At 68.7% G+C, this 26124-nt stretch carries 23 protein-coding genes; 8 read left to right on the top strand and 15 right to left on the bottom strand.

Annotated elements, in window-relative coordinates:
• Positions 1–310: 310 nt before the first annotated feature.
• Positions 311–1699: a M1 family metallopeptidase gene (locus tag ACH41F_RS04655; protein ID WP_398832938.1), complete on the bottom strand. Its 1389-nt coding sequence runs from the start codon at positions 1697–1699 to the stop codon at positions 311–313.
• 63 nt (positions 1700–1762) lie between these two features.
• Positions 1763–2782: an AraC family transcriptional regulator gene (locus tag ACH41F_RS04650; RefSeq protein ID WP_398832936.1), complete on the bottom strand. Its 1020-nt coding sequence runs from the start codon at positions 2780–2782 to the stop codon at positions 1763–1765.
• 59 nt (positions 2783–2841) lie between these two features.
• Between ACH41F_RS04650 and ACH41F_RS04645 the strand changes: the two genes are divergently transcribed.
• Both ACH41F_RS04645 and ACH41F_RS04640 read left to right on the top strand, forming a co-directional pair.
• Positions 2842–3522 carry an NAD(P)H oxidoreductase gene (locus ACH41F_RS04645; protein ID WP_391237423.1) on the top strand — a complete coding sequence of 227 codons (681 nt, stop codon included), beginning with the start codon at positions 2842–2844 and terminating at the stop codon, positions 3520–3522.
• Between the two features lie 201 nt (positions 3523–3723).
• A complete protein-coding gene (locus ACH41F_RS04640) occupies positions 3724–4134 on the top strand; it encodes a TIGR03618 family F420-dependent PPOX class oxidoreductase (protein ID WP_391237420.1) in 411 nt (136 codons plus the stop codon).
• Positions 4135–4382: 248 nt separating this feature from the next.
• Here ACH41F_RS04640 and ACH41F_RS04635 read toward each other — a convergent pair whose 3' ends face one another.
• From ACH41F_RS04635 to ACH41F_RS04620, 4 genes are all read right to left on the bottom strand, one after another.
• Complete coding sequence (locus ACH41F_RS04635; protein WP_391237417.1) at positions 4383–4796, bottom strand: hypothetical protein; 414 nt, start codon at positions 4794–4796, stop codon at positions 4383–4385.
• Positions 4797–4817: 21 nt separating this feature from the next.
• The gene (locus ACH41F_RS04630; RefSeq protein ID WP_398832931.1) at positions 4818–5297 is read right to left on the bottom strand and encodes a hypothetical protein; all 480 of its coding nucleotides are present in this window, start codon (positions 5295–5297) and stop codon (positions 4818–4820) included.
• A 63-nt stretch (positions 5298–5360) separates the two neighbouring features.
• Positions 5361–6680 (bottom strand): helix-turn-helix domain-containing protein, encoded by a 1320-nt coding sequence (locus tag ACH41F_RS04625; RefSeq protein WP_398832929.1) that lies wholly within the window; start codon positions 6678–6680, stop codon positions 5361–5363.
• Between the two features lie 530 nt (positions 6681–7210).
• Positions 7211–7441: an excalibur calcium-binding domain-containing protein gene (locus ACH41F_RS04620; RefSeq protein ID WP_398832928.1), complete on the bottom strand. Its 231-nt coding sequence runs from the start codon at positions 7439–7441 to the stop codon at positions 7211–7213.
• 41 nt (positions 7442–7482) lie between these two features.
• Between ACH41F_RS04620 and ACH41F_RS04615 the strand changes: the two genes are divergently transcribed.
• A complete protein-coding gene (locus ACH41F_RS04615) occupies positions 7483–8319 on the top strand; it encodes an aldo/keto reductase (RefSeq protein ID WP_398832926.1) in 837 nt (278 codons plus the stop codon).
• 58 nt (positions 8320–8377) lie between these two features.
• Positions 8378–9124: an SDR family oxidoreductase gene (locus ACH41F_RS04610; protein WP_398832925.1), complete on the top strand. Its 747-nt coding sequence runs from the start codon at positions 8378–8380 to the stop codon at positions 9122–9124.
• 339 nt (positions 9125–9463) lie between these two features.
• Here ACH41F_RS04610 and ACH41F_RS04605 read toward each other — a convergent pair whose 3' ends face one another.
• The 5 genes from ACH41F_RS04605 to ACH41F_RS04585 form a co-directional block, all read right to left on the bottom strand.
• On the bottom strand, positions 9464–11050 hold the full coding sequence (locus ACH41F_RS04605; protein WP_398832922.1) for an oxidoreductase: 1587 nt from the start codon (positions 11048–11050) through the stop codon (positions 9464–9466).
• A 721-nt stretch (positions 11051–11771) separates the two neighbouring features.
• Positions 11772–12713: an aminoglycoside phosphotransferase family protein gene (locus ACH41F_RS04600; RefSeq protein WP_398832920.1), complete on the bottom strand. Its 942-nt coding sequence runs from the start codon at positions 12711–12713 to the stop codon at positions 11772–11774.
• Between the two features lie 112 nt (positions 12714–12825).
• The gene (locus ACH41F_RS04595; protein WP_398832917.1) at positions 12826–13062 is read right to left on the bottom strand and encodes a hypothetical protein; all 237 of its coding nucleotides are present in this window, start codon (positions 13060–13062) and stop codon (positions 12826–12828) included.
• A gap of 857 nt (positions 13063–13919) precedes the next feature.
• Positions 13920–14906 (bottom strand): RICIN domain-containing protein, encoded by a 987-nt coding sequence (locus tag ACH41F_RS04590; RefSeq protein WP_398832914.1) that lies wholly within the window; start codon positions 14904–14906, stop codon positions 13920–13922.
• A 24-nt stretch (positions 14907–14930) separates the two neighbouring features.
• Entirely contained in the window at positions 14931–15203 is a 273-nt protein-coding gene (locus tag ACH41F_RS04585) for a family 43 glycosylhydrolase (protein ID WP_398832912.1), read from the bottom strand.
• A gap of 929 nt (positions 15204–16132) precedes the next feature.
• Between ACH41F_RS04585 and ACH41F_RS04580 the strand changes: the two genes are divergently transcribed.
• Positions 16133–19021: a tetratricopeptide repeat protein gene (locus ACH41F_RS04580; protein WP_398832909.1), complete on the top strand. Its 2889-nt coding sequence runs from the start codon at positions 16133–16135 to the stop codon at positions 19019–19021.
• 264 nt (positions 19022–19285) lie between these two features.
• Here ACH41F_RS04580 and ACH41F_RS04575 read toward each other — a convergent pair whose 3' ends face one another.
• The 3 genes from ACH41F_RS04575 to ACH41F_RS04565 form a co-directional block, all read right to left on the bottom strand.
• Positions 19286–20596: a cytochrome P450 gene (locus ACH41F_RS04575; RefSeq protein ID WP_398832907.1), complete on the bottom strand. Its 1311-nt coding sequence runs from the start codon at positions 20594–20596 to the stop codon at positions 19286–19288.
• A gap of 82 nt (positions 20597–20678) precedes the next feature.
• Positions 20679–20861, bottom strand: a complete 183-nt coding sequence (locus ACH41F_RS04570) for a hypothetical protein (protein ID WP_391237381.1) — start codon at positions 20859–20861, stop codon at positions 20679–20681.
• Positions 20858–22828, bottom strand: a complete 1971-nt coding sequence (locus ACH41F_RS04565) for a prolyl oligopeptidase family serine peptidase (RefSeq protein ID WP_398832903.1) — start codon at positions 22826–22828, stop codon at positions 20858–20860. The genes ACH41F_RS04570 and ACH41F_RS04565 overlap by 4 nt, the downstream gene beginning before the upstream one ends.
• 231 nt (positions 22829–23059) lie before the next feature.
• Here ACH41F_RS04565 and ACH41F_RS04560 point away from each other — a divergent pair, with 231 nt between their 5' ends.
• Both ACH41F_RS04560 and mscL read left to right on the top strand, forming a co-directional pair.
• Positions 23060–24337, top strand: coding sequence for an MFS transporter (locus ACH41F_RS04560; RefSeq protein WP_391237377.1), 1278 nt, complete (start codon positions 23060–23062; stop codon positions 24335–24337).
• A gap of 471 nt (positions 24338–24808) precedes the next feature.
• A complete protein-coding gene (gene mscL, locus ACH41F_RS04555) occupies positions 24809–25252 on the top strand; it encodes a large conductance mechanosensitive channel protein MscL (RefSeq protein ID WP_391237375.1) in 444 nt (147 codons plus the stop codon).
• A gap of 45 nt (positions 25253–25297) precedes the next feature.
• On the opposite strand, the gene ACH41F_RS04550 is transcribed toward mscL, so the two are convergent.
• Positions 25298–25798, bottom strand: a complete 501-nt coding sequence (locus ACH41F_RS04550) for a transposase (protein ID WP_398832899.1) — start codon at positions 25796–25798, stop codon at positions 25298–25300.
• 131 nt (positions 25799–25929) lie between these two features.
• On the opposite strand from ACH41F_RS04550, the gene ACH41F_RS04545 reads away from it, so the two are divergent.
• Positions 25930–26070, top strand: coding sequence for a hypothetical protein (locus tag ACH41F_RS04545; RefSeq protein ID WP_391237371.1), 141 nt, complete (start codon positions 25930–25932; stop codon positions 26068–26070).
• Positions 26071–26124: the final 54 nt, after the last annotated feature.

Below are 26124 nucleotides of genomic sequence, written 5' to 3'. Positions count from 1 at the left end.
CACCTCACGCATGCCCCGTCGGGGCTCGTGGAGCGCTCACTGTCCTGGATGACCTTACGCAGCCGGTCCCGCTGAACCGTCGGCCTCCGCTGCCTGGCGGGTCAGGCACGGGTGGCGAGTCCGGCTTTGACACCGTCGAGAAGCGACTGGAGGCCGAAGGACACATACGGGCCGGGTCCGGCCCGAGGGCGGAACCGATCGCGAAGGTGACGATGCGCTGTGCGGCCTGTTCGGCATCCCGCCTGTCGAGTGCGGCCGGCACCCACCACGTCCCCTGAGTGATGCGTCGGTTTCGCGGCGAGCAGTCGATTCACCGGATGCGATGCTCCGTCCAGAAGGGGGTGAGGTCGTGGTCGGTCATGGACTGCGCGGCCGCTTTGAAGTCGGCGGTGGTGGAAATGCCGTACCAGTGGTCGTGGGCGTAGAGACGGAGGAGTCGCCTCATCGTGTCCGCTCCGATGGTGCGCTCCAGGTCGGCCAGGGCGCAGGGGCCGGCAGTGTAGACGAGGTGGTACTCGCCCGGATGCGTACTCCAGTAGGCCATCGAGTTGGTGATCGCGGCGTCCTCGCTCGACCAGTCGACCTCCGACCAGCAGGCGCGTGTGTCCCAGCCGTAAAAACGTGCGTTGGCATACTGGGCGAAACTCTCGTCCAACCAGGGTGAGCCGTACTGGTCGTTGCCCACAATGCCGTACCACCACTGGTGCGCCACTTCGTGGACGACGGCGCTGCCGTCCTCGGTGGTGCCCAGGAGGACCAGGCCGGGATACTCCATACCGCCACCGAAGTCCTTGGTCATCACCAGGTCGAGCTCGCCGTAGGGGTAGCGGCCGAACTCCTTGCCGAACCGGTCGACGGCCGCGACGCCGTCCTGGCGATTGAGGCGTACACCCGCCGCGGGCGTGTTCGGCGCCCAGTACATCTTCACGCGCACACCACCCGGCGAGGTTTCCGTCGCCGTGCGGAACGGGCCCGCTGCCCACGCGAAGTCCCGGACCCGGTGCGCGGTGCTGTGCGTGACGGTACGACCGGGTCCGCCGGGACTGGTACGAGTGTGGCCCGTGGCTGGAACCTTGAGGGCTGAGGGGTGATCGAGCCGCACATGGAAGTCACTGGCCAGGGCATAGAAGCTCTCGCCGGTCGAGACGTATGGGTCGAGGTGCCATCCGGTCGTGTCGTGCACGGCGAGTACCGGGAGCGCGTTGCCCAGGAAGCGGAATGCGCCTTCGCGGCCGAAGCGGCTGTTGCGTTGGGGGACGGTGATGGAGACGTCGAAGGAGAGGACCGTCCGCTGCCCGCGTGCGAGGGGCTTCGGCAAAACGATGCGCAGTGCGGTGCAGTTCTCGGTGAGCTGGTCCGCCGTGCCGCCGCGGAGGTGGGACACCTCGACCGGTCGCGGACTGCCGGGTGGGCCACACGTGTCCTCGCCGTTGCCCCACAGGCGTACGTACACCTCACGCAGGGGCCGGCTGGAGACATTGCTGAACGACACCCGCTGGCGGCCTGTCCAGTGGGAGCCGTCGAGGTCGCTGCGCAGGGCCACGTCGTAGCGAAGCCGGTCGGGTGTCGCGGCATCCGCACCCGCTGCCGGTGCCGTCGACGCACTGGTGGCGCCTGTCGTCACCAGCACGGTGAGGGGGACAACGAGCAGACCCCGTACGGCTTTTGACCACCAGGCGCGTGCACGAGTCGACGGCATGACAGCGGATCATGCCACACCGGTTCGACGATCGGCAGGTGCCGGACAGCCCCGAACGAGCGATCATGAACCGAGCCGGGAGGGACGTGGCGCCCTGTCAGGGGCTGTCGCGGCGCGGAAGGCGCTGGGGCTCACGCCCCGTTGGCGTTTGAAGGCGGCGCTGAAGCCGAACGCATCCGCGTAGCCGACGGACTTGGCGATCAGAGCGATGGAGGAGTCGGTGTCGGACAGGAGTGTCGCGGCCTCGTCCATGCGGCATTCGGTGAGGTAAGCCAACGGTGGGCGACCCATCACCTCGGTGAAGCGTTTGGCGAACAGCGCCCGGGAGACACCGGATTCGGTGGCGAGCGCCTCTACCGTCCAACCCTTGGAGGGCCGGGCGTGGAATGCCTCCAGGGCCGGGGCGAGGACCGGGTCGGACAGTCCGCGGTACCAGTTGGGGGCTTCTGGGCCCGCCCGGTCGAACCAGGTACGCAGCGTGCACACCAGGGCCCAGTCCAGCAGCCGGTCCATCAGGGCCTGGGAGCCGGCCGACCGCTGGGCGGCATCAGCGGCGGCCGTCTCCAGCCAGGCGCAGACTTCGGTGTCCTCGTTGACCACGAGTACGGGCGGCAACGCACGCAGAAGCCGTTCATGGCGATGGCCCGAGGCGCGGTAGGCGCCCACGATCAGCGCGGTTGCTCCGTCCGGTTCGTTGCCCCAACGGATGCCGCCGAGGTCTTGGGCAGTGCATTCGGCATCCGCCGCGAAGCAGGCGATCTCGTACTCGAAGTGTGGGCGGTCGAGGGTGGCAGGCTGGTCCACGAGATGAAAGGTGTCGGGGCCTCGCACGATGACCGTGTCGCCGACGCCGACCGCTTGTTCGGCACCGTCGGAAAGCAACAGGACGCCACCGCCCCGCAGCACGGTGACCATCGTGAGCGGGGCGCCGTCGGCGAAGCGGATGCTCCAGGGCGCTTCCAGCACGGCGTGACTGACGACCGAGCCCTCGGCCCGGATGCCACTGAGAAGCGCACTCAAAGGATCCACGGATGAGAGCGTAGACGAACTCCTATGCAGCGGAGCGTTTCTCCCATGGATCATCTAAATGATCAAGGGTGTACTGGACTGGTCGAACTCACCGAGACCAGCCAGGAGAACCCGTGTCACACCGCAGCAGCGCTGCCCGGACCGCCCTTGTGGTCATCGCACACCATCGGGCCGATTCCCTCACCGCGCACACCGCCCGCCGTACGGCCGCGCGACTCGAGACCGCCGGATACCGCGTCGACCTGCTCGATCTGCACGCCGAAGGGTTCGACCCGCGGATGAACGTGGCGGACCAGCCGGACTGGGGCAACCGGGAGAAGCCGTACTCGGACGAAGTCCGGGCCCATATGCAGCGTGTTCTCGACGCCGATGTCATCGTCGCCGTGTTCCCCGTGTACTGGCAGAGCGTGCCCGCCCTCCTCAAGGGCTGGATCGATCGCGTGTGGAACTACGGATTCGCCTACGGCCGCAGCAAGCCCCGCCTGGCGGGCAAGCGCATGCTGTGGCTGGGCCTGGCCGGCGCCACCTCCGACGACCCCATCACCGAGGGAATGCAGGGCGTGCTGGAGACCAACCTGAGCGAGGGCATCGCCTATTACTGCGGATTCTCCTACTCCTCCGTCGCCCTGCTCCCCGACGCCGAGGAGCGCCCGCAGCGCATTGACGCCGAGGGCAACCTGCTGATCGGTGACGCCGTCGCGGGAACCGAGCGCGAGGCGCAGTACGCTGAGTTCGACCGCCGCGCGCGGAAGGCCCTGGAAGGGTTCCTTTCAGCGGAACTGGTGACGGCCTGATGACGGGCGCGGGCTCCCGTGCTGCCGGTTGCCACGCGGAGCCCATCTGATCGACACGACGGCCCGCCCGCAGTGATGAAGCGGCGGTGCGGGCCGTCGTCTTGCGGCCTGGGACCTTGGTCGGTAGCAGGCGCTGGGCGTGCGTATGGATGCGGGATATCTCGGTCGACACAGTCTGGTGGCCTGGTTAGGGTCGCGGGCGTGACGATTCAGCTGAACGATGCTGCCCGCAGGCTTCTTGACGATGTGAATCCCGCGGTGCTGGCGACCGTCAACCCCGATGGCAGTCCGCAGAGTTCGGTGGTCTGGGTCGCCCGGGACGGCGATGAGCTGCTGCTCTCGTCGGCTGCCGGTCGCCGCAAGGTCACCAACGTGGAGCGCGACGGCCGCGTCAGCCTGACGGTCTACGACCGGGCCGATCCGCTGCGATACCTGGAGGTGCGCGGCACCGCGACGGTGGTCGAGGACCTGGGCCGGGAGCTGGCCGTCGCTCTGGCCGAGCAGTATGAGGGGGCCGGTGCGGGGGAGGAGTACCTGGAACTGCCGGCGGAGGTGGTGCGGGTGGTCATCAGGATCACCCCGCAGAGACTGATCGGCACCTTCGCCGACTGACTGGCCGCTTCCATGAACGTCTTCAGCGGATGTCGTCCCAGCCGTGCTGGTCGTCGCCCGACGGTCTCCTGATCGACGTCCACTGCCTTCTCGTACCGGTGCATGTTCCCGTGGTGGCGCAGGCATTCGCCGTCACGTGATCACTCCCGGCCGATCACGAGAAGCGCCCGCACCACCCGTCAACGCTTTCACAATGCATCGAGGGTGTTCCCGGGTTACGCCCCTTTCGTCACGGCAAGAATTGTCGACTACTCAGTGATCAACGACGTCGCGCACGTGGATTGGATGGGCTGGCTCTTCTCGCTGAGGCAGTATTCGATCCACATGCTTTGGCCGTTTGCGAGGTTGGGAGGCTTGAAATCGACGCCACCGCCCCCGTAGCCGTGATTGAATGCCTTGAAGTACGTCTGACCGTTCGGGTGATCGACTCTCAGGAATACTCCGTGGCCGTCTTCGCGAGTGTCGGAGACGGTGAAACTGTCCGCGTCATCCGTCGGGTGAGGAGGGATGTAGTCATTCCAAACGATCTCCCCTCCACCGCCAATGGGTGAGTACTGTGCGCCATGGGGAGTGTCCCCGGCCGCTAATGCGGGGTTCTGCGAGCCTATGGCCAGGGCTATTCCTGCGACTGTCGTGACGACAGTCTTGATGCGGTTTTTCATGCCCGGCTTTCCTTTCTCGAGTTATTCAGTGATGTTCCATGGATGGCACAGGGTGGAAATCGGCCTACCGTTCTCCGTCAAGCAGATTTTGAGTTTCCCTGTCGTGTTGTCCCTGAGATTAGGGATATCCAGGTGAACTTCGTTGCCGCCTGCTCCGTTGGTGTTTGTGGCTGAATACGTCTCCCCGTTCGGGTGGTGGAATGACGCGTAGACGCCGTGGCCGTCGCTGAGGGTGTCGTAGAGGTAGAAATCGTCCAGATCGGCAAGTGTGTCCGGATGGAAATCCCACCAGTCAACCCGAGCCTGCGCCCGCAGAGGGGGGTCTATGTAGTAGTACTCGGTCGGATTGGCGTCGAGCAGTTGTGGCTGGCCGGAGGCAGCTTGCGATGGAGTTGCGCCGGCAGCCGATGAGAAGAGAATCGCGGCGAGAGCGGCCGCAACACCGAGGGAGGACTGTGCGATCTTGTGCGTTGTGCGCGTGCAGGAGCGGCTCTTGAGCATGGCGGGTTTCCTTCGGTCTACAGCGTTCTGCGCGTGATGCGGTCATCAGGCCTTGCGATCACGCTAGGTGGAGCTGTGACGTCTGGGCCACGGTGCACGGTGACCACCTTCGTTCCCTGGCTGTGCACGATGCCCAGTCGCCGTCAGAGCATGGACGAGGTCATGGACACCCGATCCCGTCGTCAACAGGTCCCGGTTGAGGAGGCGTTCGACGGCCCGGAGGCGACTTCGTACGGTGTTGCGGCTCAGTGAGAGTGCCTCGGCCGTTCGTTGGGCGTCCGTATTGTGGTCGATCCATGCCCTCGCAGTGACGTCGAGATCGCTGCGCTGAGGATCTGTCAGGGGATGCAGAAAGGTGGCCGCCCAGGCCATGGCGGCCGGTGTGGTGAGCAGTTCATCGAATGTCGGCGTGGCCTGCTGGGCGACCGCGGGCCCGGGCGCCACGTTGTCGAGGGACAGCGCGAGGTCTAGTTCGGCCCGGACCCGGACTTGGCCGAGGTCCCGATCAAGGGCACGCTCCGCTCGGCGGCAGTGCGCGACGACAGTGGTGCGACTGAGATTGAGAAGACGGGCCACGGCGGATCGGGGGAAGGTCACTGCCAGGCGGATGATGTCCATGGTCAGTTTGGGTTCGGCGTGCAGGGGCGCGACAACGGCGCGAGACCAAGCGCACGCCGTCTCCTGCGGCAGCACGCGTACCAGCGAGGGCCGACCGGAGTAGACAGCAAGCCGGTCATGGGAGTTGCGTGCAACGGCCAGCGCATGCAGGCTCTCGCTGTACGCCGCACCCGTGGCGGCCAGTGGGTGCGCTCTGCTGACGCCAAGGGCGTAGTCAGGGTTGTCGCGGACCAGTTCGCGCAGCACCTCCCCGCCCCGCAGAGGATCGCCCGGACCCGCGTCCTCCGCGATCGGACAGATCAAGTGATCCTCGAAGGCGGGGCATCGGACCATCAGACCGGCCCCGTGATACCCCGACGCGTCCTGATAGGTCCTGACCAGTCGCTCCCGATCGTCAGGCGGACAGTGCAGCAGGTGCACGCGCACGCTGTCGGCCTCCAACAGAGGCGGGGGCGCGGCACCGGTCATCCGCCGCACCAGGGTGACGTCCCCGGTCATCAGCGCGGTCAGCACGGCGAATCGCAGCACCCGCGCGCTCTCGCCGTGCGCACGCGCGTTGCCGGTGGCTGCCGATGCCTCGTCGAGCAGTTGCAGCAGTCCACCGGCGTGAGAGGCGAGTGACGCTGCCTCTCGCGACAGCCCCGACGTACTGACCGTCACCAGCACCGAACGCGGGGCACGGCGTCCAAATGCCTCAAGGCGTACCTCCCGCTCCGCCAGGTACATGGTGGCGGCGCTGAGCGAGCCGTCGATCAGCCGCGCCACATCCCTCTCCAGGGCCCTACCGAATGAGAAGCCCGCTGTTGCGATGCGAACTCGGCCGTCGGGGCCGAACCACCCGGCATCAGCTCCGCTCCGCTGCCCGAGCCACTCCAGCACGTCTGCGGGCCGGCGGCGCCGGTGCACCACCCGCAGCAGCTCGTCGAGCGCCTCTTGGCTGGCTGTGTCCCCCACAGATACGTATTCCCCGTCGTCGATGTCGGCTCATCCTCCGAATGGACATGCTTACACCACCTCAAGCGGCCGGGCTGCGTAGAACGCTGGGCCCGGAGCCTGGCCGTCTCCCACTTCGTGGTGTGACCTCGGGTGTTGGTTGATCGACGGCGTCGACCTCGGCCTGACCCAGCCCCGCGCCGCGGTCTCGGTCAGGCCGAATTCCTTGGCGACCTGACCGACTGAGCGGTCACCGCGCCGGCACAGCTCGACCTGGGCCGAAGCCCTTGACCTGGGCCCTGAGTTTGGGCTGGTGATGCCCCGGGCGACGGCATGCTGGGGGGAGAGGGGGGCGCGCTGGTTCATGGACCGGCATAGGGCTCGCAGGCCACTCCGTCGCCATCCCTGTCGAGGTGAGCGTCGTATCCGGGGTCGCCCACGTCGAGCGGGGCGTCTCCCGCAGCCCGCGCCTCGTCACAGTTGTTGTAGTAGACGTCTTCCGGCGGCTGCGTTGCCTCCGGCTCGGGCACCGCCGGCTCCTGCTCGATGCCGGTGTCATCCTCCGCGGACCCCTCCGTGACGGTTTCGGTCACGACGACGGCCGGGATGTCGTATGTCTGTGTCCGCGTGACCGGTGCTGGCGACGAAGTACTCGACGCTGCGCCGGCCCGGTGACCCGAATTCCGGGGGTACCCACCGCAAGAGCATGCTGGCCTTGGTGGAAGCCAGTCTGCGGCAGCTGAACACCGACTACATCGATTTGCTCTACGTGAACGTATGGGACTTCAGGACACCGGTGGAGGAGATCCTGCGGGGCCTGGACGACCTGGTGAGGCAGGGCAAGGTGCTGTACGTGGCGATCTCCAGCGCCCCGGCCTGGCAGGTGTCACGCATGCAGGCGATCGCCGACCTGCGCGGCTGGTCCCCACTGGTCGCCCTTCAGACCGAGTACAGCCTGATCGAACGCACCGCGGAGCGTGACCTGATCCCGATGGCACGCGAAATGGGACTCGGCGTGGTCCCCTTCTCCCCGTTGGGCGGCGGGGTGCTCACCGGCAAGTACAGCCGGGAGGACCAGAACCCGGCGGGCTCCGTTGCCGGCGAAACCGCCAGCAACCGCAAGAGCCTCAACGTCGCCCTGGGATGGGTCACCGACCGCAACCTCGCCATCGCCGATGCGGTGAAGGAGGTGGCCTCGGAGCTGGGCCGCACACCCGCCCAGGTTGCACTGGCCTGGACCCTGAACGCCCCGGGCGTGACAGCACCCATCATCGGCGCCCGCGCCCTCGCACAGCTGGAGGACAACCTGGGCGCCCTGCAAGTCGACCTCACTCCCTCCCAGCTTGCCCGCCTCGAAGAGGTCAGCGCCATCGACCTCGGCAATCCGCACGCCCTGCTCGCCAGCGAACACATCCGCACGGTCACCACAGGCGACATGACGATCGAAACCCTCGACCGATTCGCCTCATGATCGGCGACATCCCAGATATATCGACATGTCTTTGATGATGGAACGGAGCACCCTCGGTATGGGTCAGTACAGCGACAAGAACGTGGTGATCACCGGTGGCAGCAGCGGCATGGGGCTCGCGCTGGCGGAGCTGCTGGTACAAGGCGGAGCCCGCGTGGTGATCACCGGCCGTTCTCAAGGCAAGCTCGACGCGGCACGCGAGCGGCTCGGCGAGAATGCCGTGGCCGTCCGGGCGGATGTCGCCTCACTGCCCGACCTGGATATGCTCGCCGACCGTGTAGAGAGCGAACTCGGCTCGATAGAGGCTTTGTTCGTCAACGGCGGCATATCCGCCCTCACGCCCCTCGAGTCGACGACCGAGGAGATGTACGACGAGTTGTTCGCGATCAACGTCAAGGGCGCCTTCTTCACTGTGCAAAAGCTCGCTCCGCTGCTGAGCGCGAACGCCGGCATCGTCCTCACCACCTCGATCGCGAACGTCATCGGAATGGTGGACACCAGCGTCTACGCGGCCGGCAAGGCGGCGCTGCGCTCGATGGCCCGCACCTTCTCCCGCGAGCTGCTGCCCCGGGGAATCCGTGTCAATGCGATCAGCCCGGGTCCCATCGACTCGGGGATTCTGGAAACGATGAACTTGTCCAAAGAGGCCGCTGAGCAGTTCAGGGCGGAGCGGACCGCGAGCAACCCCATGAAGCGCTACGGCACCGTCGAAGAGTTCGCCAGGGCGGCCGCGTTCCTCGCCTTCGACGCCACGTACACCACCGGCATCGAGCTGGCCGTGGACGGAGGCGAAACCCAGCTCTGAACTCGCTCCTCTGCTTCAGATGGTCGCGCAGCACGCCGTCTGCCGTGTCGGACACCGCGTGGCGCCGATCGGGCAAGCAGGAGCGCGCCCCCGTGCCGGACTGGCCGCCCACCGCTTCGCGGAGTGCACAGCGGTGCGCGCAGGGCGCGGGCCGGGCTGCGCAGTCGGTCATGTGCACGGATTGCGCAGCAGCGCCGGGACGCCTGTACGGCCCGATCATGGGCCGTACCAGGCCCACCCAGAGCGCACGTTGTCGGATCGGAACCATTGGTCGGGGCCGGTGGTCGGCAGTCTGGTCGATGGTCTGCTTCCTCCACTCTTCCGCCAGACACAAGACAATCACTGGCGGTTGATCGCCCGTGAGATGCCGGCGGCGACGGCCGTAGCCAGGATCCACCCGGCGGCGGTCAGTGCGTAGGCGAGCCATTGCCCAGTGTTTCGTGGCGCGAAGGCGACGTCCTGTCCGAAGGCGGTGATCGGGACGAGCAGGTCGAGCGTGTAGACGACGGCGTTGAACGGCGGAGCCTTTTCGGCCTCGAGGGGTGCGGGAGGGTGGGCCGTGAAGAAGAGTGCGCCGCAGGCGAGCAAAGCGGTGAGCCAGAGGCCGGCGCGCAGTGGCCGGTAGCCGTAGCCGACGGTCGCGTCCTGGATGTAACCCCACAGGCGGGTGTGCAAGGGGAGCAGGGCACGGCGATGGCGTTGCTTGGCGAGGAGCACCGTGCGTGCTTCGTCCTCGTGCCCGAGCCGTCTGTAGGCGGCTGCGAGCTGCTCGTACGGCTGGGGGAGGTAGGTGTCGGTGCCGCGCCGGAGCCAGTCGAGCCGTTCGGCGGCCGACAGGGGGCTGGCGATGGCGTCGTAGGTGGTCTCGGCCAGTCGGAGGTCGGCGGGCCAGGTGCCGGGGGTGTCGTACAGGGTGCCCAGATGGGCGTTGGTCGCGTCGACGGTGCCGGCGATCGGCTGCTGGGTGCGCAGATCGGTCTCCCGGGCCTGGACCAGGCGCAGGGACAGGGCAGTGCCGCCGGGGTTCGTCAGCGTGGCATCGCGGAAGCTGAGCTGCGTGCCGATGTTGCTGCCGTCGAGTTTGATGCCGCCGTCGACGCGGAGCCCGTGGTCGAGGTCGAAGTTGCGGGAGACGTTGACGTCAATGGCCTCCAGCGCAATGTCGCCGGCGTTGTCCAGCCGAGCCCCGCAGAATCCGATCGCCGCCTCGACCGTGGCGCCGGAGAGGATGATCCGTCCTTCGGCGCTGAAGCCCGGGTGGAAGGTGAAGTCCTCGGCGATCTGGACGTGGTAGGCGTCCAGGGCGTGGCCGTCGGGGTTGCGCAGAAAAGCGCCTTCCAGGTCGAACTCGCCGGATATGGCGGCGCCGGAGCAGCGGAAAGTTCCTCGGACCGCCAGGTTGGTGCACAGCACGTCGCCGCCCGCGATGAGGCGGACAGCCGATATCGCCTCGGCACCGGGAGCGGTGATCACGGTGTCGCGGAGGTCGAGGTCGCTGTGGATCTGGGTGCGGGTGAGTACCAGGGGCCCGCTCAAGTTGCAGCGGGACAGAACCAGCCGGCCGTCGACTTGGGCGGTATCGGCGGCGAGACCTGGCAGGGTGCATCCGGTCAGGGCCAGCTCGCGGATTCTCGCCCCCCGGAGCAGGGGCACTTCGTCGAAGCGACACTCGTCCAGCATGACCCGCACGGGAATCTCGGCGAACTGCAGATCCAGCCTGCCCGTGATGCGGGCGCCTGTCAGTAGCAGGGCCGGGCGGTCGCCCGGGGCGGTATCGGTACCGGCACCCAGCAGCAGCGCCGCAATGACCTCGGCCCGCACCGCGGGTTCCGGCGATTCCGGGGTGTCGCGGACATCGACAGCGCGGCCCTGGGCGAAGGAGTTCCACAACTGGCGTTCAACAGCGTTGAGTTCGTCGAGACGCATGATCGAGGATCATTCCGGTTCGGGCCCGCCCACGACAAGTCCGATATGCCCCCCCGGCCCCGCGAACGCGGCAGCGATGAGCCCGTCGACACCCACAAGCGTCCCGACACCGTGCAGGCGAACACTCCGAGGTGCCAGCCGCAAGACCCCGGGCGCTGCCCCGACTCAGATTTCGGCACAGGTTCTGTGGTGCATCCACGCTGCGCAATTGTTGCCCTTCGTATCGGTTCGCCTTGATCATCCCGGCATGCCTCAGGGAGGCTGCATGCAGGCCATCTTGGTCGAAGGGCACGCGGCCTCCGGGCTGTGCGAGGAAGCGGGCGGTCTCGGTGGCCTGTGGCTTCCCGGGCGCGACCGCCCTGGAAGAGGCGAAGTCCGCGGGCACGTTGACCCCGGTCCATGACGCCTGGTGGGCCGCGGACTGCAAGGTTCACGGAGACCGGGACGGCACCCGGGGCGCTGATCGAGTACAGGCGGCCACCTTTGCTGCGGCCCGCGACACTGCTTGCAAGAACACCGCTCCGCACCTGTACGCCGTCTCGCTCCTGGCCGACACCTCGGTGACTCTGGCCAACGCGCCGGACATCCTCGACCAGCCAGAGCGGCAGCCCCTTCGTTGCAGGTCTCGATGTCAAGCCCAGGAGCTGGCAACACGCTCTCGTTGGGGCCTGGTCGAGCGCAGCGGTGCGGTTAGGGGGTGTGAGGAATCAGCTGTGGATCTTCAGTTTCCACGGGACCGGGAGCGGTTCGGCAGGGATTGTGCGATGGCGATGGAGGACGGTGCCAGCGCAGTCTCGCCGTCAGCGATGTCCCAAAGGGTGTTCTGCAGCAGCCGGCCCCGGGTCCAGCCCGCCGCCCGCCCACGGTCCAGGCCGAGAACCTCGGTGAGGATGTCAAAGCGGCGTCGCACAACGCGCGTAGGGTCACCTTTCACGACGACGTCGTCCCACCGGCTGTCCAGGGCTGGCCACAAATCGAAGCCGGGATCTCCGGCGAGCGGCTCGGGATCAATGGCGAGCCACGGCTCGCGCTCCGCGGCGAGGACGTTGTCGTAGTGCAGGTCCCAGTGGAGAATCCGGTCGCCGGGTTCCCTGACGAGTTCGGCCACGGCTGACGCCCAGCCTCGTACGAGTTGCTGGTCGCCGGGGTCGGCCAGAGCCGTGATCGCGTGCGGGACCTGCTGTAGCATCTCGGTGGCGATGTCGCTGAGGTGTCGTAGTTCCTGCGGAGCGGGGACGGAGACCAACCGGGTCTGGAGCTGGGCGAGGATGGTCATCGCGACGTCGTCGTCCTCGATCGAGGACAGGGTGCGGGCACGGTCCAGGCACTCCAGCAGCATGGTGCTGCTCTCGGGGTCGTGATCGAGCAGTCGTACCATCCCCTCGCCGTTCCAGGTGCGTAGCCCGATGAGTGCGGCGGTGGTCTCCTCCCTGGGCATCTGGAACTTGAGGACCGCCCGCGTGCCGTCTTTGCGCAGCACCGGCAGCACCAGCGAGGCTTCCCCGGCTCTGGTCTCGCCGTCGCGTTTGAGTTCCCAGCGGTCCAGGAGGTCAGCAGCCAGCGCGGGGAGTGCGGCGACCCAGGCCCTGCCTGCCGCGCCGAAGCCTCTGGCGTATGACTCCGCCAGGGGCTTTGGGACCTCGACCGCAGTCGGCGTGGTCACTTCGAATCTCCTTGGCGAGTGGAATGACGTCACGCCGTGGAGCATGGCAGCCGACCTGTGGGAGCATCCAGCGAGTTGATTGTCTCTCCGATGGCCCTGACGCGGGGCGTGGTCATCCAGCTTCTCCGTCGAGACGGGCCAGCACGCTGTCGAAGATCTGCTTGCGTACGACCTGCTTGGCGACGGCGCCGTCTCGCCGGCGTTCGAGAGTGGGCCGAAACCCGATCGTGGTGACGAAGAACGTGCAGGCCGCGCAGATCGACTCGAAGTGGCAGTCCATCTCGACGGGACGAGCGCGGTAGCCGTTGCCGAGCATGCGGCGGTGCATCTTCCGGCGGAGCTTGGCCATCTCCGCGCAGGTGGCGCATGGTGTGCAGCGTGGTGGTCAGCCCGCCGTGCCGTCATTGAGTGGCCGGCCGGGTCTCGGTCATCAAGGTAGCGGTGGCGGCGAGCCCGTCGTACAGGTCGCGCCGCCATGCCGATCATGAAGGCGGTCAGGGTGAGCTGGGTGACGGTCTGTGAGACGTGCAGGTCTGCGCTGACCTGGGGGAGGGCCGGCAGAAAGAGGTCGATGGGGAGCGGCCCGAGTGCAGTCAGGGAGCCCAGGATTAGGACGAGGGACAGACGGCAGGTCTTCCGAGATGCCGGTGCCGGCCTGCGGGGTTTCGGGCATGTCCGTTTCCAGGGGCCCCGGGGGAGTGGAGGGTGCCCGTCAGCGGTCGAGGTGCGCGACGAGGAGGTTGGGGTCCTTGTTCGTGAGGTATGCGGCGCTGGGGACGTACACCGATCCGGTGGGAGCTGCGGGAAGCGCATCTCACCGTGGAGACGACCGTGCCCACGGGGACCACCGGACGGATCGAGTGGCCCGACGGCGGCGTGAGCACCCTGCCGACCGGGACCACCACCACCCGACGACCGTATCCCGGCTCCGACTCGCGCTGACCGGTGCGTGCCCCCGGACGGTGTGCTCCAACACCCCAGCGAAACAAAGGAGTTCTCGCATGAGCAGCTCCTCCCCCGCGCGAACGGTTGCTCATCCTGGCCTCCTGGGCCTCCGACCAGAAGCTGCCAGCCTCCTCCGCCGTCAGCTGACCGCGACGGGCCACCGCCACACGACCCGCGCCCCCTGACCGCCGGAGTGTTCCGTTCGTCAAGACCTCGCCTGCCAGGCCCGGAGTCCCCGTCGGTCGGCGGTGGCCCTGTGCGTCAGACGACCATCCACTGCTGGTTGGCGCCGGCGGTGCACGCTGCCTGGTCCAGGGCGGCGCCGTTGGCGGTCGACGCCCCGGCGACCTCCAGGCACTTGCCGCTGCGCACGTTGGTGAAGGTGACGTAGCCGCCGATCACCGCCGTCCTCGTCCACAGCTGATGCGAGGCCCCGGTACACGTCGACTGGACGGCCACCGCACCGTCGGCGGTGGAGGCGCCGGAGATCTGCAGACACTTGCCGCTGTTGACGTTGACGAGTTGGTAGGCGGAGCCCACGGCGGTGGGCACCCACTTCTGGTTGGCCCCGGAGTTGCAGTTGCCGGAGTTCACCGCCGCTCCGTCCGCCGTGCTCAGGGACCAGACGTCCGCGCACTTGGCGCTGTTGCGGTTCAGCAGGTGGTTGTTCGCGGCGCCGAGCGGGCTGGCGAGGACCGGCCAGCCGTTCGCGAAGGTCACCTGGCGGATGTCGAGGGTCTCCTGCCCGGAGTTGTCGCCGTCGTAGTAGTGGTAGGCGAGGAACTTGGACGTGCCGTCGGCGTAGGCGTCGGCACCGCCGGCGGCCACCTTGGGGTAGGCGCCGGTGAGGACTGTGGTCCCGCCGCCGGAGGCCATGTCGGTGCCGTTCTGGTCGAGGTAGGGGCCGGTGAGGCTGGTGGAGCGGCCGACCACGGTGTAGTAGGTGCTGTTGGTCCCGCTGCAGCACAGGCCCTTCGATCCGAAGAGGTAGTAGTAGCCGCCGTTGAGGATGATCGTCGGGTTCTCGATGCCGACGGCGATGTGCCACAGGTTGTTGTCGGTGGTGGACAGCTTGCCCGTGTTCTGGTCGAGGACGTGCATGTACGTGCCGCTGCCGGTCCAGGAGCCCCAGGAGATGTACAGCCGGCCGTCCGGTCCCCAGTCGACGTTGGGGTCGATCGGGTAGTTGACGTCCGTGACCATGCCCTGGTCGGTCCACGGGCCCTCGATGTTCGTGGCGGTGGCCAAGCCCATCACCGCGTAGTTCGAGCCCTACAGCGAACCGGCGTAGTACAGGTGGTAGACGCCGTTGAAGTACTTGATGTCCGGAGCCCAGATGTTCGGCGGGGTCGAACCGAGCTTGGCAGTGATCCAGGACGGGGTCGACGACCAGACGTTGCCGACCTTGGTCCATCCGGAGGCCGCGGTGCCGGCGCACGTCTTGCGGAGGGTGATGGATCCGCTGGGGTTGAGCGGGTCGTTCTCGAATCCGGTGGAGAAGCCGTAGTAGCAGCTGCCCACCTTGATGACACTCGGGTCGTGCATGCGGAGATCACCGCTGAGCGCCTGTGCGGGGGACGCGGTGATCAGACCGAGAACCGTCAGGAAAGCGACGACGATCGTGGCGAGGACAGAGCGCCGTCGATGCCTGCCTGTTGCGGGGCGGGACTCATCGGCGGCGTGATGGGACCGGGCTCGGAGGTCCAGCTTCTGGTCGGGGGTTCGTCCTGGCGGTGCGATGAGGCGGTGCGAGACAGGGAGGAGGCCGACCGTTTCGCGCCGTTCATCATGCTCACGGTCATCGTGTCGGCACGGCACGGCGTCTGCGTTCCGACCCGCGGCGGGGGAGTGCTCAGACGGTCGCCGCGCCACGTTCGTGCTCGCGATCGACGACTCCCGGCACATCACTCGGGAAGTCCGACTGCAGGACACCCTCTCCCGCACGTCTGCGCCGAGCCCACCCGAGCCGCCTCCCTCGAAAGGGTGAGCCGCGGGGCCGGCCTCCCCGTACAACGGACCCTGCGAAACCGCCCCAGGTGGGCCGTGGAGGATCTCGACGGGGGCGCCGCAGCGGCCGACGGGCGCCGAGGAGCGGCGACATCCGACCTGTACACGACGTGGAGGTTCTACCGCCACGGCAGAGACGGGTAGCCCCGACCACACCTGGCCGCCTTTCACAGTGCCGGTGCAATTGGCCCGCCCGTCACGCGCGGTGAACTTCGGCGGGCCGTACGTACTGCGCGGCGGGACAGACCCCATACCGCGATCGGTTTCGGGTCGGGCTGTTTGGGACAGGGCTGTGGGACGGGGATGACCCGGCGACTGCCATCGGCGAGGCACCTCGAGGCTGCACACGGCGATCCAACGCGACAACACCGCCGTCCCGCGTGGTCACCCGGACCAGAAGAGTTCCTGAGCCCGACATCGTCTCTCTGCTCAGCTATACCTCCCTCACACGCCGACCGTCCGACGCGATGAAGAAGAGCCGAAGCCGCCGAAACGATCAGTACAGGCAAAAGGGGAAACGGACCATGAGCAGCGACAACGTGCTGGGCACCGTGGTGATTTGCACCGCCCTGGACATCGAGTACATCGCCGTCCGTGAGCACCTTGAGGGCCCGTTCGGCGAACGGGAGGAACGCGGCACGATCTATCAGATCGGCACCTTCTCCACCGACCGCGGCCGCTGGACGGTCGCCCTGACCCAGACCGGTGCCGGCAACACCCAGGCCGGCATCCAACTCGATCGCGCCATCGCGGTGTTCCAACCCACGCTCGTGCTGTTCGTCGGGGTGGCCGGTGGCCGCAAGGACGTCGCCCTGGGCGACGTCGTGATCGCCGATGCCATCTACGACTACGAATCCGGCAAGGACACTGCCGAGGACTACCTGCCCCGCATCAAGACCACCGCGCCGTCCCACCGCCTGCTGCGCCGCGCCGGACAACTCGCCCGCGATGGCGGCTGGCAGCACCGCATCCTGCCCGCCGAACCCGAGAACCCGCCGAACGCGGTGGTCAAGCCGATCGCGGCAGGCGGCAAGGTCGTCGCCGATGAGAACTCGGCCACCGCACAGTTCCTCAACCGGCACTGCGGGGACGCCGCGGCGGTGGAGATGGAAGGCCACGGGTTCCTGCACGGCGCCTACGTCAACGACACCGTGCAGGCACTGGTCGTGCGTGGCATCTCCGACCTGCTCTCCGGCAAGACCGAGGCCGCCGACGCTCATTGGCAGCCGGTCGCCTCCCGCCACGCCGCCGCGTTCGCCGCCGAACTGCTGGCCCGCTACACAGCCCCATCGGCCATGGCGGCGGGTGCGGTTCCGCGCCAGCTGCTCGCAGCCCCAGCGGGGTTCGTCGGCCGCACCGATCAGTTCGCCGCTCTCGACCGCCTCCTGCCCGCCACCGACGGTGCGGTGGACCTGCACGGCGGCCACGAGGCGGGGGGAACGGCGGTGATCTCCGCGATCGGCGGCACCGGCGGTATCGGTAAGACCTGGCTCGCCCTGACCTGGGCCAATCGCAACCTGCACCACTTCCCTGACGGGCAACTCTCGGTGGACCTGCGCGGTTTCAGCCCAGGCGAGCCGCGCCACCCCGCCGATGTGCTGGCCGACTTCCTCGCCGCCCTCGGCGTTGACCGCGATCACCAACCCGCAGACCTCGACGCCCGAGTCGCGCTGTACCGCACCCACACCAGCGGCAAGCGGATGCTCATCCTGCTCGACAACGCTGCCACCCCTGACCAAGTCGTCCCGCTGTTGCCCGGCGGCACCACTTGCACTGTCCTGATCACCAGCCGCGACCGGCTCCGTGGCCTCATTGCCCGTCATGGCGCCCGCCCCGTGCACGTCGACGTGCTGACCGACACCGAAGCCCGCACCCTGCTCAACACAGCCCTCGGGGACACCCGCCCCAGCGACGACACGATCGGACCGATCACCGAGCTCATCGGTCTGTGCGGCGGATTCCCGCTGGCGCTCGGCTTGATCACCGCTCGGGTACGGACCCACCCCGAACTGCTGGAGGACCTCGTCGCCGAACTGCGCGACCTCGGCCTCGACGCTCTGGACTCTGACGACCCCGAGTCCAGCCTGCCCACCGTCCTATCCTGGTCCCTGCGCCACCTCGCTGACGAGCAACGCACCTTGTTCGGGCTGCTGGGCATCGCCCCCGGCCCTGATGCCACCTTGCCGGCCGTCGTCTCCCTCGCGGCCCTGCCCCCGGCTCGTGCACGCAGGGCATTGTCCGCGCTAGAGGAGGCGTCTCTTGTCGAACGGCGTCCGGGCGATCGCTACTTCATGCACGATCTGGTCCGCGACTACGCCGCCACCGCCGCCCGCGAACTGCCCGACGACGTGCGGCAGTCGGCCCTAGTTCGAGTGACGGAATTCCATCTGCACACCGCCCACGCCGCCGACCGCCTCCTGAATCCCCACCGCCAGCCCGCGCAGCCCGAACCGCCCGCACCTGGCGTCCACCCGCAACCGCTGCCCAACGCCGCGGCCGCGATTGCCTGGCTGGAGGCCGAACACGCCACCCTCCTCGCCACCCAGCGCACCAGTGCCGTCCTCAACCGCTACCGCGCCGTCTGGCACCTCGCCTGGGCACTCGAAACGTTCCACTACCGGCGGGGACACCGGCGCGACGCGCTCTCCTCGTGGCAAGCCGCGCTGGACGCCGCCGCTCACCTAACCGATCCCGGCATCGGCAGCCGCACTTACCGATTCCTCGGCCGCGCGTATTCCCGACTGGGCCTGCACGAGGAAGCCACTCGATTCCTGGACCAGGCCCTCGAACTGGCCGTGTGCCACGACGACCTCACCGAACAGGCACACACCCACCGGGTCCTCGCGGCCGCCTGGGAGCTCCGGGGCGAGGACCAACAGGCCCTGAACCATGCCCGACACGCCCTCGCCCTCTATCGCACCCTCGGCCAATCGACAGGAGAAGCCGAGACGCTCAATCAGGTGGGCTGGTACTCCGCGCGCCTCGGCGACTTCGACACCGCTCGCGACCACTGCAGCGCCGCCCTCACCTTGCATCGAGACAGCCACAACTACACCGGCGAGGCAGCCACACTGGACAGCCTCGGGTTCATCGCCCACCGCACGGGCGAGCACCGACAGGCCCTCGACCACTACCACCAGGCCCTCACCTTGAGGCGCAGTCTCAGCCATACGTACCAAGTCGCGGACACCCTCGAGGGTGTCGGCCATCCGTACACCACCCTCGGACAACACGACCAGGCCCGGGCGGTATGGCGGGAGGCTTTGGACCTGTATCAGGAGCAAGGCCGCGACACCGACGCGCAGCGCGTCCAACGGAAACTCAACGAACTCGACGACCCGAATGCCGTGATGTAACCGTCTCTCAACTTGGGCCCGTCCTTAGGCCTGAGGGCTGAGAGCTATCTGTGGGCGTGTCAGGTCTTCTGCCGGATGGCAGTTGAGGAAGGTGACTGCGGGGGACGTGAGATGCCGACGGATCGTGAAGCCGCTGACGTACTGAGGCTGATACCTGCCGGAATCCGGAGGGCCCGACTGCCGTCTCGGGCTTCCACGAGCACGCCACCGAGGCGGCGGACCGCAACGCAGAACGCGGTGAGGCCTGCCGGGGCAGTGCGGGGATCAGCGGCGCAGGGTGAGGGGCAGCGCCTCCAAGCCGCGCAGCATCATCGTGTTGCGCCAGCGCAGGTCGCGCTCGTGGCAGGCCAGGGTCATTGCGGGGAAGCGGGTGAGGAGCGCGGTGAGTGCGATCTCGGTCTCCAGCTTGCCGAGCAGGGCGCCGAGGCAGCGGTGGATGCCGCCGCCGAAGGCGAGGTGGCCGGCGTCCTGGCGGTCGAGGATGAGGCGGTCAGGGTCTTTGAAGCGTGCCGGGTCGCGGTTGGCCGCGCCGAGGGACAGCAGCACGAACTCGTCCTGTGGGATCTCCACCCCGCCGACGTCCACCGGTTCGGTGGTGAAGCGGGTGGTGGCCATGCAGATGGGGGAGTCGTAGCGCAGGAACTCCTCGACGGCCCCGGGCATCCGGGTGAGATCGGCGCGCAGCCAGGCGGCCTGGCCGGGATCGCGCAGCAGCGCGAGGCAGGAGGTGCCCAGCAGGTTCACGGTGGTCTCATGCCCGCCGATCAGCAGCAGGGCGACCATGCCCACGATCTCGTCGTCCGTCAGCTCCCCGCGCTCGCGGGCCGCCAGCAGTTCGGTGAGCAGATCGGCGGGACGGTCATTGCGGCGGATACGCCGGTCGGCGATGGCCAGGACGTACGAGCCCATCTCCTGGACGGCTCGCTGGAACGCCGCGTGGTCGCCCTCCTGGGTGACGATGACGGTCGACCACTTCCGGTAGAGGTCGCGGTCCTCGGGCGGGAAGCCGAGCAGTTCGCAGACGACGAGGATCGGCAGCGGGAAGGCGAAGTCACGTATCAGGTCCACCGTGGCGGTGGTGGTGCGGGTCGTGTGGTGCGCGGCTGCCGCGTCCAGCCCGTCGAGGAGTTCGAGGGTGATGCGCTCGACCATCGGCCGCATCGCCTCGACCCGCTTGCGGCTGAACGCCGCCTGGACCACGCGGCGCAGGCGGGTGTGGTCGGGCGGATCGCTGCTGAGCATATGGGTGATGTCGGTGCCCAGGTTGACGCCCTCGACCTGGCTGTCGGCCAGGGCCTGGGCGCGCCGCACATCCTGCGCGAGGCGGCGGTCGAAGAGCGCGGCCCGGACATCGGCGTAGCGCGGGATGATCCACAGCCGCAGGCCGCCGTCGCTGTGCAGCACGGAGACCGGGGCCGATTGCCGCATCCTGGCCAGGGTCGGGTACGGGTCGCTGAGGAACGTCGGCGGGTTCTGGCGCGGTTGCGTCGTCGTCTCGGGCTTGTACGGCCGGTGCTTCTGCGGCCGGGGACTGTTCGTCCGGGGTGCTGTCGTCGCTGCCGTAGCTGTGGTCATGTGTGTTTTCCTGTCCTCACCGGCACGGCCGGCGCCGTAGCGGGGTGCCGGGCGTGGCACCCCGCTACGGCGCTGCTTGGGCTCACTGCAGAGGCGACTTCTTCTCCGTGTTCTTCTTCGTGCGGGTGGTGCAGGCCCGCGCCGGGCCGTTCGGCCGGACCGGGACCGCCTTGTCCAGGGTGGCCGTGGTGTCCGGATGAATGATGAGCCCGCGCTCGCGCTCGGTGGCGCTGATGGGGTCGACGCGCAGTCCGTGACGCTTCATGGGGTTGCCCTTTCTTCGGTCTTTTCGGTGTGGTGGACGGGGTGGTGCGAGCCGGTCCGCACGCTGTCGCGGCGGTCGGCGGTTCTGGGGGAGGGGCGCAGCGTGTCGTCGGCGTAGCGCACCATGGCGGCCCAGGCGGCGGCGTATCCGGCTGGGTCACGGCTCACGTCGTGCCCGCCGCCGAGCCACCGGACGCGATGCGGGACGCCGCGGCGCCGCAGCGCGGCGAGATAGCGCTCGATCTGTTCCGGCGGGCACTTCTCGTCGTCCGCCGAGGCGGCGAGGAAGAGCGGGCCGCGTACGTGGCCCACATAGGTCATCGGGCAAGCCGCTCGATAGCGGTGGGGCACCTGCTCGGGGGTGCCGCCGAAGAGGCGGTCGTCGACCTCCCGCAGCGCCGGCGTCGTCGCCCGGTACGCCGCCGTGTAGTCGGCCACCGGGGCGACGGCCAGCCCCACGTCCCACAGCCGGGGCTGGACGCCCATCGCCAGCAGCGTCAGATAGCCGCCCCAGGAGTAGCCGCACAGGCCGATACGGCCCGGCTCCGAGACTCCCGCGTCGATGAGGTGGCCGCGCACCGCGGCGAGGTCTTCGAGCTGAGCGAGGCCGACCCGGTGGCCGAAGTCGTCCCGCCAGCGGGGGCCGTAGCCCGTCGAGCCGCGGTAGTTGGTGCGCACCACGGCGAATCCGGCCCGCACCAGGTCCTCGGTCCGCGCGTCATAGGCGTCCCGGTCGTGGGTGTGGGGCCCGCCGTGGACGAGGAAGACCGTCGGCCAGGAGCGGTGGCCCTCCCTGCGGCCGGGCGGGGTGGCCACAAAGCTGTGAATCTGCCCGTACGGCCGACGCGTCCACAGCTCGCGGCGCGAGGATCCGGTCGTTCCGCCGGGCGCCGTGCCGCGTGACGCCGTCATGGAGCGGCCGAAGTGGCCGGAGCGGTCGGGACGGTCGAGGGGTTCCCGGTGCCCCGCACTTTCCGAGCCTTCCGCGCTTTCCGGGTGGCAGATCAGTGGCCGGGGCGGTTCGCCGTCGCGGCTCCACAGGCAGTGGACCGTGCGGTCGGGTGCGCAGGAGAAGTCGATGATCGTGCCCTCGGGCGTGGGAAGCACCGTCGTCGTGCCGCAGTCGAGGTCGGCGCGGAGCAGGCGGCTGCGGCCCGCCCGGTCCTGCTGGACCAGCGCCGTGCGGCCGGGCCCGTACCAGCAGGCGGTGATCTCCGTATCGAAGTCGAGGTCGGAGCCGGGACCGTGTGTACGGATGCCGTCGCCCTGCCGCCAGAAGGCCAGGGTGTAACGGCCCGCGCGTTCGAGGACGAGCAGCAGTTCCGGCCGTGTGGTGGTGAGTTCCGGCCGTGCGGTGGTGAGGTCCGGGCGGAAGCCCAGCGCCCACACCGCGCCGTCGTCGCCGTCCCCCGCTGTGCCGGGGATGGCGTCCACGAGGGCGCCGGAGGCCGGTGACCACAGCCGGACCGCGGCCGGTCCGGCCGCGTACCCCGCGGTGGCCAGCAGCCGACCGCCTGGGGCCAGGCCCACCACTGCCGCATAGCCGGGCTCCTCGGCCACCAGGCGGGCACGCTCGCCCGGCCGGCCGAGGTAGAACCGCGAGCGGTCCGCGACCCCGACGCCGACGGCAGCGAGACCGCTGCGGGGGTCGAAGGCCAGGCCGTGCATCCGCCCGGCGGGTACGCCGTCGAGCGCCGGGCGCGGGTGCCCGCCCTCGAACGGCCCGCGCAGCCAGCGGCCTTGACCGCCGGGAGCGGCGTCGAACCACCACAGGCCGTGGCCGTCCGGCTCGATGGCGGCGGTCTCCACACCCAGCGGTGCGGTGGTCGCCTGGCGGCGCTGACCTGTCGTCAGATCCCAGGCCACGATCTGCGGGAGACCGTCCACATACCGCGTCTCGACCGCTCGCTGTCCGTCGCGGGCGGCGAAGGACGGGACGTGCACCGCCGTTCCGATACTGCCGCTCATCGCCGTCCCTCCCTTCGTTGGTGTCCGCTTGTGCCGCCGGTTGTCTTGGCTGTGGTGGGCTCCGACGGCCATCACACTGCCGGACGGGCGGGCGGCGTGGCAGGGAAGAAAGCGCAGCACCACCGGCTGTGAGCCACTGCCGGTCCTTCCCTGGCACCGGACGGTGGGCGGGCGACAGGGTGCGGGGGCGACCACATGGTCCGGACCCACCGAGGAGAAAGGGGCGATGCGATGACGTTCGCGGTGACCCGGCCCGGCGCAGCCCCCGTCCCGCCCGGCGGAGCGCCGAACGGCACAGCCGGTGGCAGGCCGAGCCGTGCGCTGACGGCGGTCTATGTCGCGGGCGCGGTGACGGCGTTGGGCACTCAGATGACCATGCTCGTGCTGCCGTGGCTGGTGCTGGAGACCACCGGTTCGGCCACCCGGGCGGGCGTGGTCTTCGCGGCCCAGGTGCTGCCCATGGCGTTGCTCGGCTTCGCGGGCGGGGAGGTCATTCAGCGCCTTGGCGCCCGCCGGACCATGGTCGTCTCCGATCTCGCCCGCGCTCCGGTGGTGGCGCTGATCCCGCTGTTGCAGACCCTGGGCGCGCTCAATCTGGCCGTGCTCGTGGCGATCGTCGTGGCGCTGGGGGCGCTGGCCGTTCCGTACCACGCGGCACAGCGGGTGTTGGCGATGGAACTGCTGAGCCCGCACGTCCGCTCTCTGGCCCGCGCCAACAGCGCGCTGGCAGGTGTGCAGAACGGTTCGGCGTTCGTCGGACCGGCGCTCGCGGGCGCGCTGATCCCGCTGGTGGGGACCACATCGGTGGTGTGGCTGGACGTGGCCTCGTTCGCCTTCTCCGGGTTGCTGCTTCTGTGCCGTGTCCCGGCAGGGGGTGGCGGGGCCAAAGGGTCCGCGGCCGGGCCCCGCGGCCTGTGGGCGGGGGTGCGGCATCTGCGCGACGACTGGTTCCTGAGCCGGGCGATGCTGTCCACCGTGGTGTTCGGGCTGATGCTGCGAACCCTGATGATCACCATGCCGGTGCTGGCGTTCACCCGGTTCGAGGGGGACGCCAGGATCGGCGGCCTGCTGATCGGCGCCCATGGCGCCGGTGGCCTGGTGGGCTCGGTGGCCGCCTATGTGCTGGCGGCACGCATCGCCCCCGTACGACTCGCCTGTACGGCCCTGGTCTGCGTCGCTCTGCCCCTGTGGGCGCTCCTGGTGCCCGTGCCGGCCGGCGTGCTCGTCGTCGCCGTCGGTCTGTCATCGGCCGCCGGGCCCTTGGCGAACGCGCCGCTGATGGGCCTGCTCTCCGCCCGGCTGCCGGACGGCTTCGGGCCCAAGGTGTTGCAGGCCGTGGTCACGATCAGCACCCTGGCCGGGCCGCTGGGATTCCTGGTCGCGGGCGCCGTGCTGGACCGGGCCGGTGTCGCGGCGACCCTGTGCGGCGTCGCCGCGCTCGCGACGTTCGGCAGCGGCAACCTGATCCTGGCCCTGCGCCGCCTCCAGGCCACCGGAGTCCCGGACTGACCTGGCCTTCCGAGAAGACCCCGGTGACCGAGGGGCACGCGGCGGCGGAGTTCACCGGAAATCCCTGACGCCGATCTCACCAAGGCGCGACTTGGTGAGATCGACCTTGCAGGGATCCGTTGGGGCGATCCTCTGCCACGCCCTGCCCTCACGCTCACCAGACGCTTTCTGCGCCCGGCGGCCCGACTCCTGCCGGCTGGTGATCCCAACTCACGGTGCACGGTGGCGAAGACGCCCCCACCTCCTGGGTCCGCCCGAGAGGGCGGTATGCGAACCAACCCCTGCTCCGGGGTGCGGCCCGGGCTGAGCCACCGGTCGTGGTGGCGTGCTTGACATCACTGCGCCGGGCGGCGGAGCGCGGCATGGGGGAGGGGTGGCAGGGCATGCGAGGCGATGGAAGTGGGCTGGCCGCGCTGTTTCGGGGCCGCCCGTCGACGTCAGAGCCTTCGAGGAGTGAGGAGGAGTGAGAAGGTGAAGGGCTTTCGCAGCTTCATCCTGCGCGGCAACGTGGTCGACCTGGCCGTGGGCATCGTCATCGGGGCAGCGTTCACCGCTGTGGTGAACGGCTTCGTCAGTGCCTTTTTGACACCGCTGGTCGGGCTGGCCACCGGTGCCACCGGCGACATGAGCCGTAAGACCTTCACCGTGGGCGCCATCGAATTCCCCTACGGCGCGTTCGTCAACGCGGCGATCAGCTTTCTCCTGCTCGCCAGCGCCCTGTACTTCCTGGTCGTGCTCCCGATCAACAAGCTCCACGAACGCCTGGCCCCGCACCAGGACGTCCAGGCCCCCAAACGGGACTGTCCCGAATGCCTCAGCCCCGTACCCGCCCAGGCCCGACGCTGCGCCTCCTGCACGGTCCCTCTGCCTGCCCTGCCTGCTCAGGCCGGGGAGACGACCCAGCGCGCTGGATGAGCTGAGCCGACCTCTTCCGCGTCGGCGTCGGCTTCACCGCGGACGCTACGGAGACCGTGCCCGTCGACCAGCGGCATGCCCCGATGCGTTGCACCGGCTGTCCACATCGTCCGCAGGCCACCAGTCACAGAAATCGATGATCAGGACACCGTCAGGATTGCCGAGCCGCTCGGCGACGTACTGCCGCAGGTTGCCCCGGACCGCGTCAGCCTCCCAGGAGGCACCATTCAGGAGATGCTGGAAGCGGGCCGGTCCACGGTGACCTGCGTACTCAGCGAGTTGCCAGCCGTTCTTCCGTTCCACCGGTGCCAACAGACCACGCGTGTAGTCCCGCATCCGCCATCGCAGATCCACCCTCGAGAAGCGGCCCGTAACCCGCGCGAAGACGGACTCCAACTCCTCGGCCCACAAAGCGGCTTCATTTATCCCCGCCATGCTCAGAACGACGAAGCCGACCAGCTCAGGCAACGATTGTGACTGGAGTACCAGAAGCTCCGGCACCAGAAATCCCTCGACGTCGACCAGTTCGACGCCTGCGGCGCGCACGTCATCCCCGTCCTCGGCTGGACCGCGGGGAGGACAGGGGTCGGGGGGCGCTGCCGACTGAAAGGTCGGTGAAAGGTGCCGGGCGGACGATTGCCGCGCACCCTCACCCGATCCAGCGAAGGGAAGTGACCATGGAGCGCAACGAGCACGCCCGGCCCCTCGACACACCGTCCGAGCGAGTTGAGACGAGTCCTGCGGAGTCGGCCGAGTTCATCGAGATCCGGCTGCTGGACAAGATCGAGACGATCGAGAACAAGGCCGTCTCGCGGTAGTGGTCCGCGTGCCGACGGTCTCGCCCGTCGGCACGCCCTTCCCGAGGGGAGCGG

It is taken from the genome of Streptomyces sp. NPDC020489, assembly GCF_044386545.1.
Lineage (GTDB): Bacteria > Actinomycetota > Actinomycetes > Streptomycetales > Streptomycetaceae > Streptomyces.
Note: the sequence above shows the minus strand (reverse complement) of the source record. Positions and strands in the feature narration are given on the sequence as shown.

Coding starts and splice junctions, on each gene's coding strand:
- ACH41F_RS04655 (WP_398832938.1), bottom strand. CDS start 1,699: ATGCCGTCGACTCGTGCACGCGCCTGGTGGTCAAAAGCCGTACGGGGT.
- ACH41F_RS04650 (WP_398832936.1), bottom strand. CDS start 2,782: ATGATCCATGGGAGAAACGCTCCGCTGCATAGGAGTTCGTCTACGCTC.
- ACH41F_RS04635 (WP_391237417.1), bottom strand. CDS start 4,796: ATGAAAAACCGCATCAAGACTGTCGTCACGACAGTCGCAGGAATAGCC.
- ACH41F_RS04630 (WP_398832931.1), bottom strand. CDS start 5,297: ATGCTCAAGAGCCGCTCCTGCACGCGCACAACGCACAAGATCGCACAG.
- ACH41F_RS04610 (WP_398832925.1), top strand. CDS start 8,378: ATGGGTCAGTACAGCGACAAGAACGTGGTGATCACCGGTGGCAGCAGC.
- ACH41F_RS04605 (WP_398832922.1), bottom strand. CDS start 11,050: ATGCGTCTCGACGAACTCAACGCTGTTGAACGCCAGTTGTGGAACTCC.
- ACH41F_RS04595 (WP_398832917.1), bottom strand. CDS start 13,062: ATGGCCAAGCTCCGCCGGAAGATGCACCGCCGCATGCTCGGCAACGGC.
- ACH41F_RS04585 (WP_398832912.1), bottom strand. CDS start 15,203: ATGCACGACCCGAGTGTCATCAAGGTGGGCAGCTGCTACTACGGCTTC.
- ACH41F_RS04580 (WP_398832909.1), top strand. CDS start 16,133: ATGAAGAAGAGCCGAAGCCGCCGAAACGATCAGTACAGGCAAAAGGGG.
- ACH41F_RS04575 (WP_398832907.1), bottom strand. CDS start 20,596: ATGACCACAGCTACGGCAGCGACGACAGCACCCCGGACGAACAGTCCC.
- ACH41F_RS04570 (WP_391237381.1), bottom strand. CDS start 20,861: ATGAAGCGTCACGGACTGCGCGTCGACCCCATCAGCGCCACCGAGCGC.
- ACH41F_RS04565 (WP_398832903.1), bottom strand. CDS start 22,828: ATGAGCGGCAGTATCGGAACGGCGGTGCACGTCCCGTCCTTCGCCGCC.
- ACH41F_RS04560 (WP_391237377.1), top strand. CDS start 23,060: ATGACGTTCGCGGTGACCCGGCCCGGCGCAGCCCCCGTCCCGCCCGGC.
- ACH41F_RS04545 (WP_391237371.1), top strand. CDS start 25,930: ATGGAGCGCAACGAGCACGCCCGGCCCCTCGACACACCGTCCGAGCGA.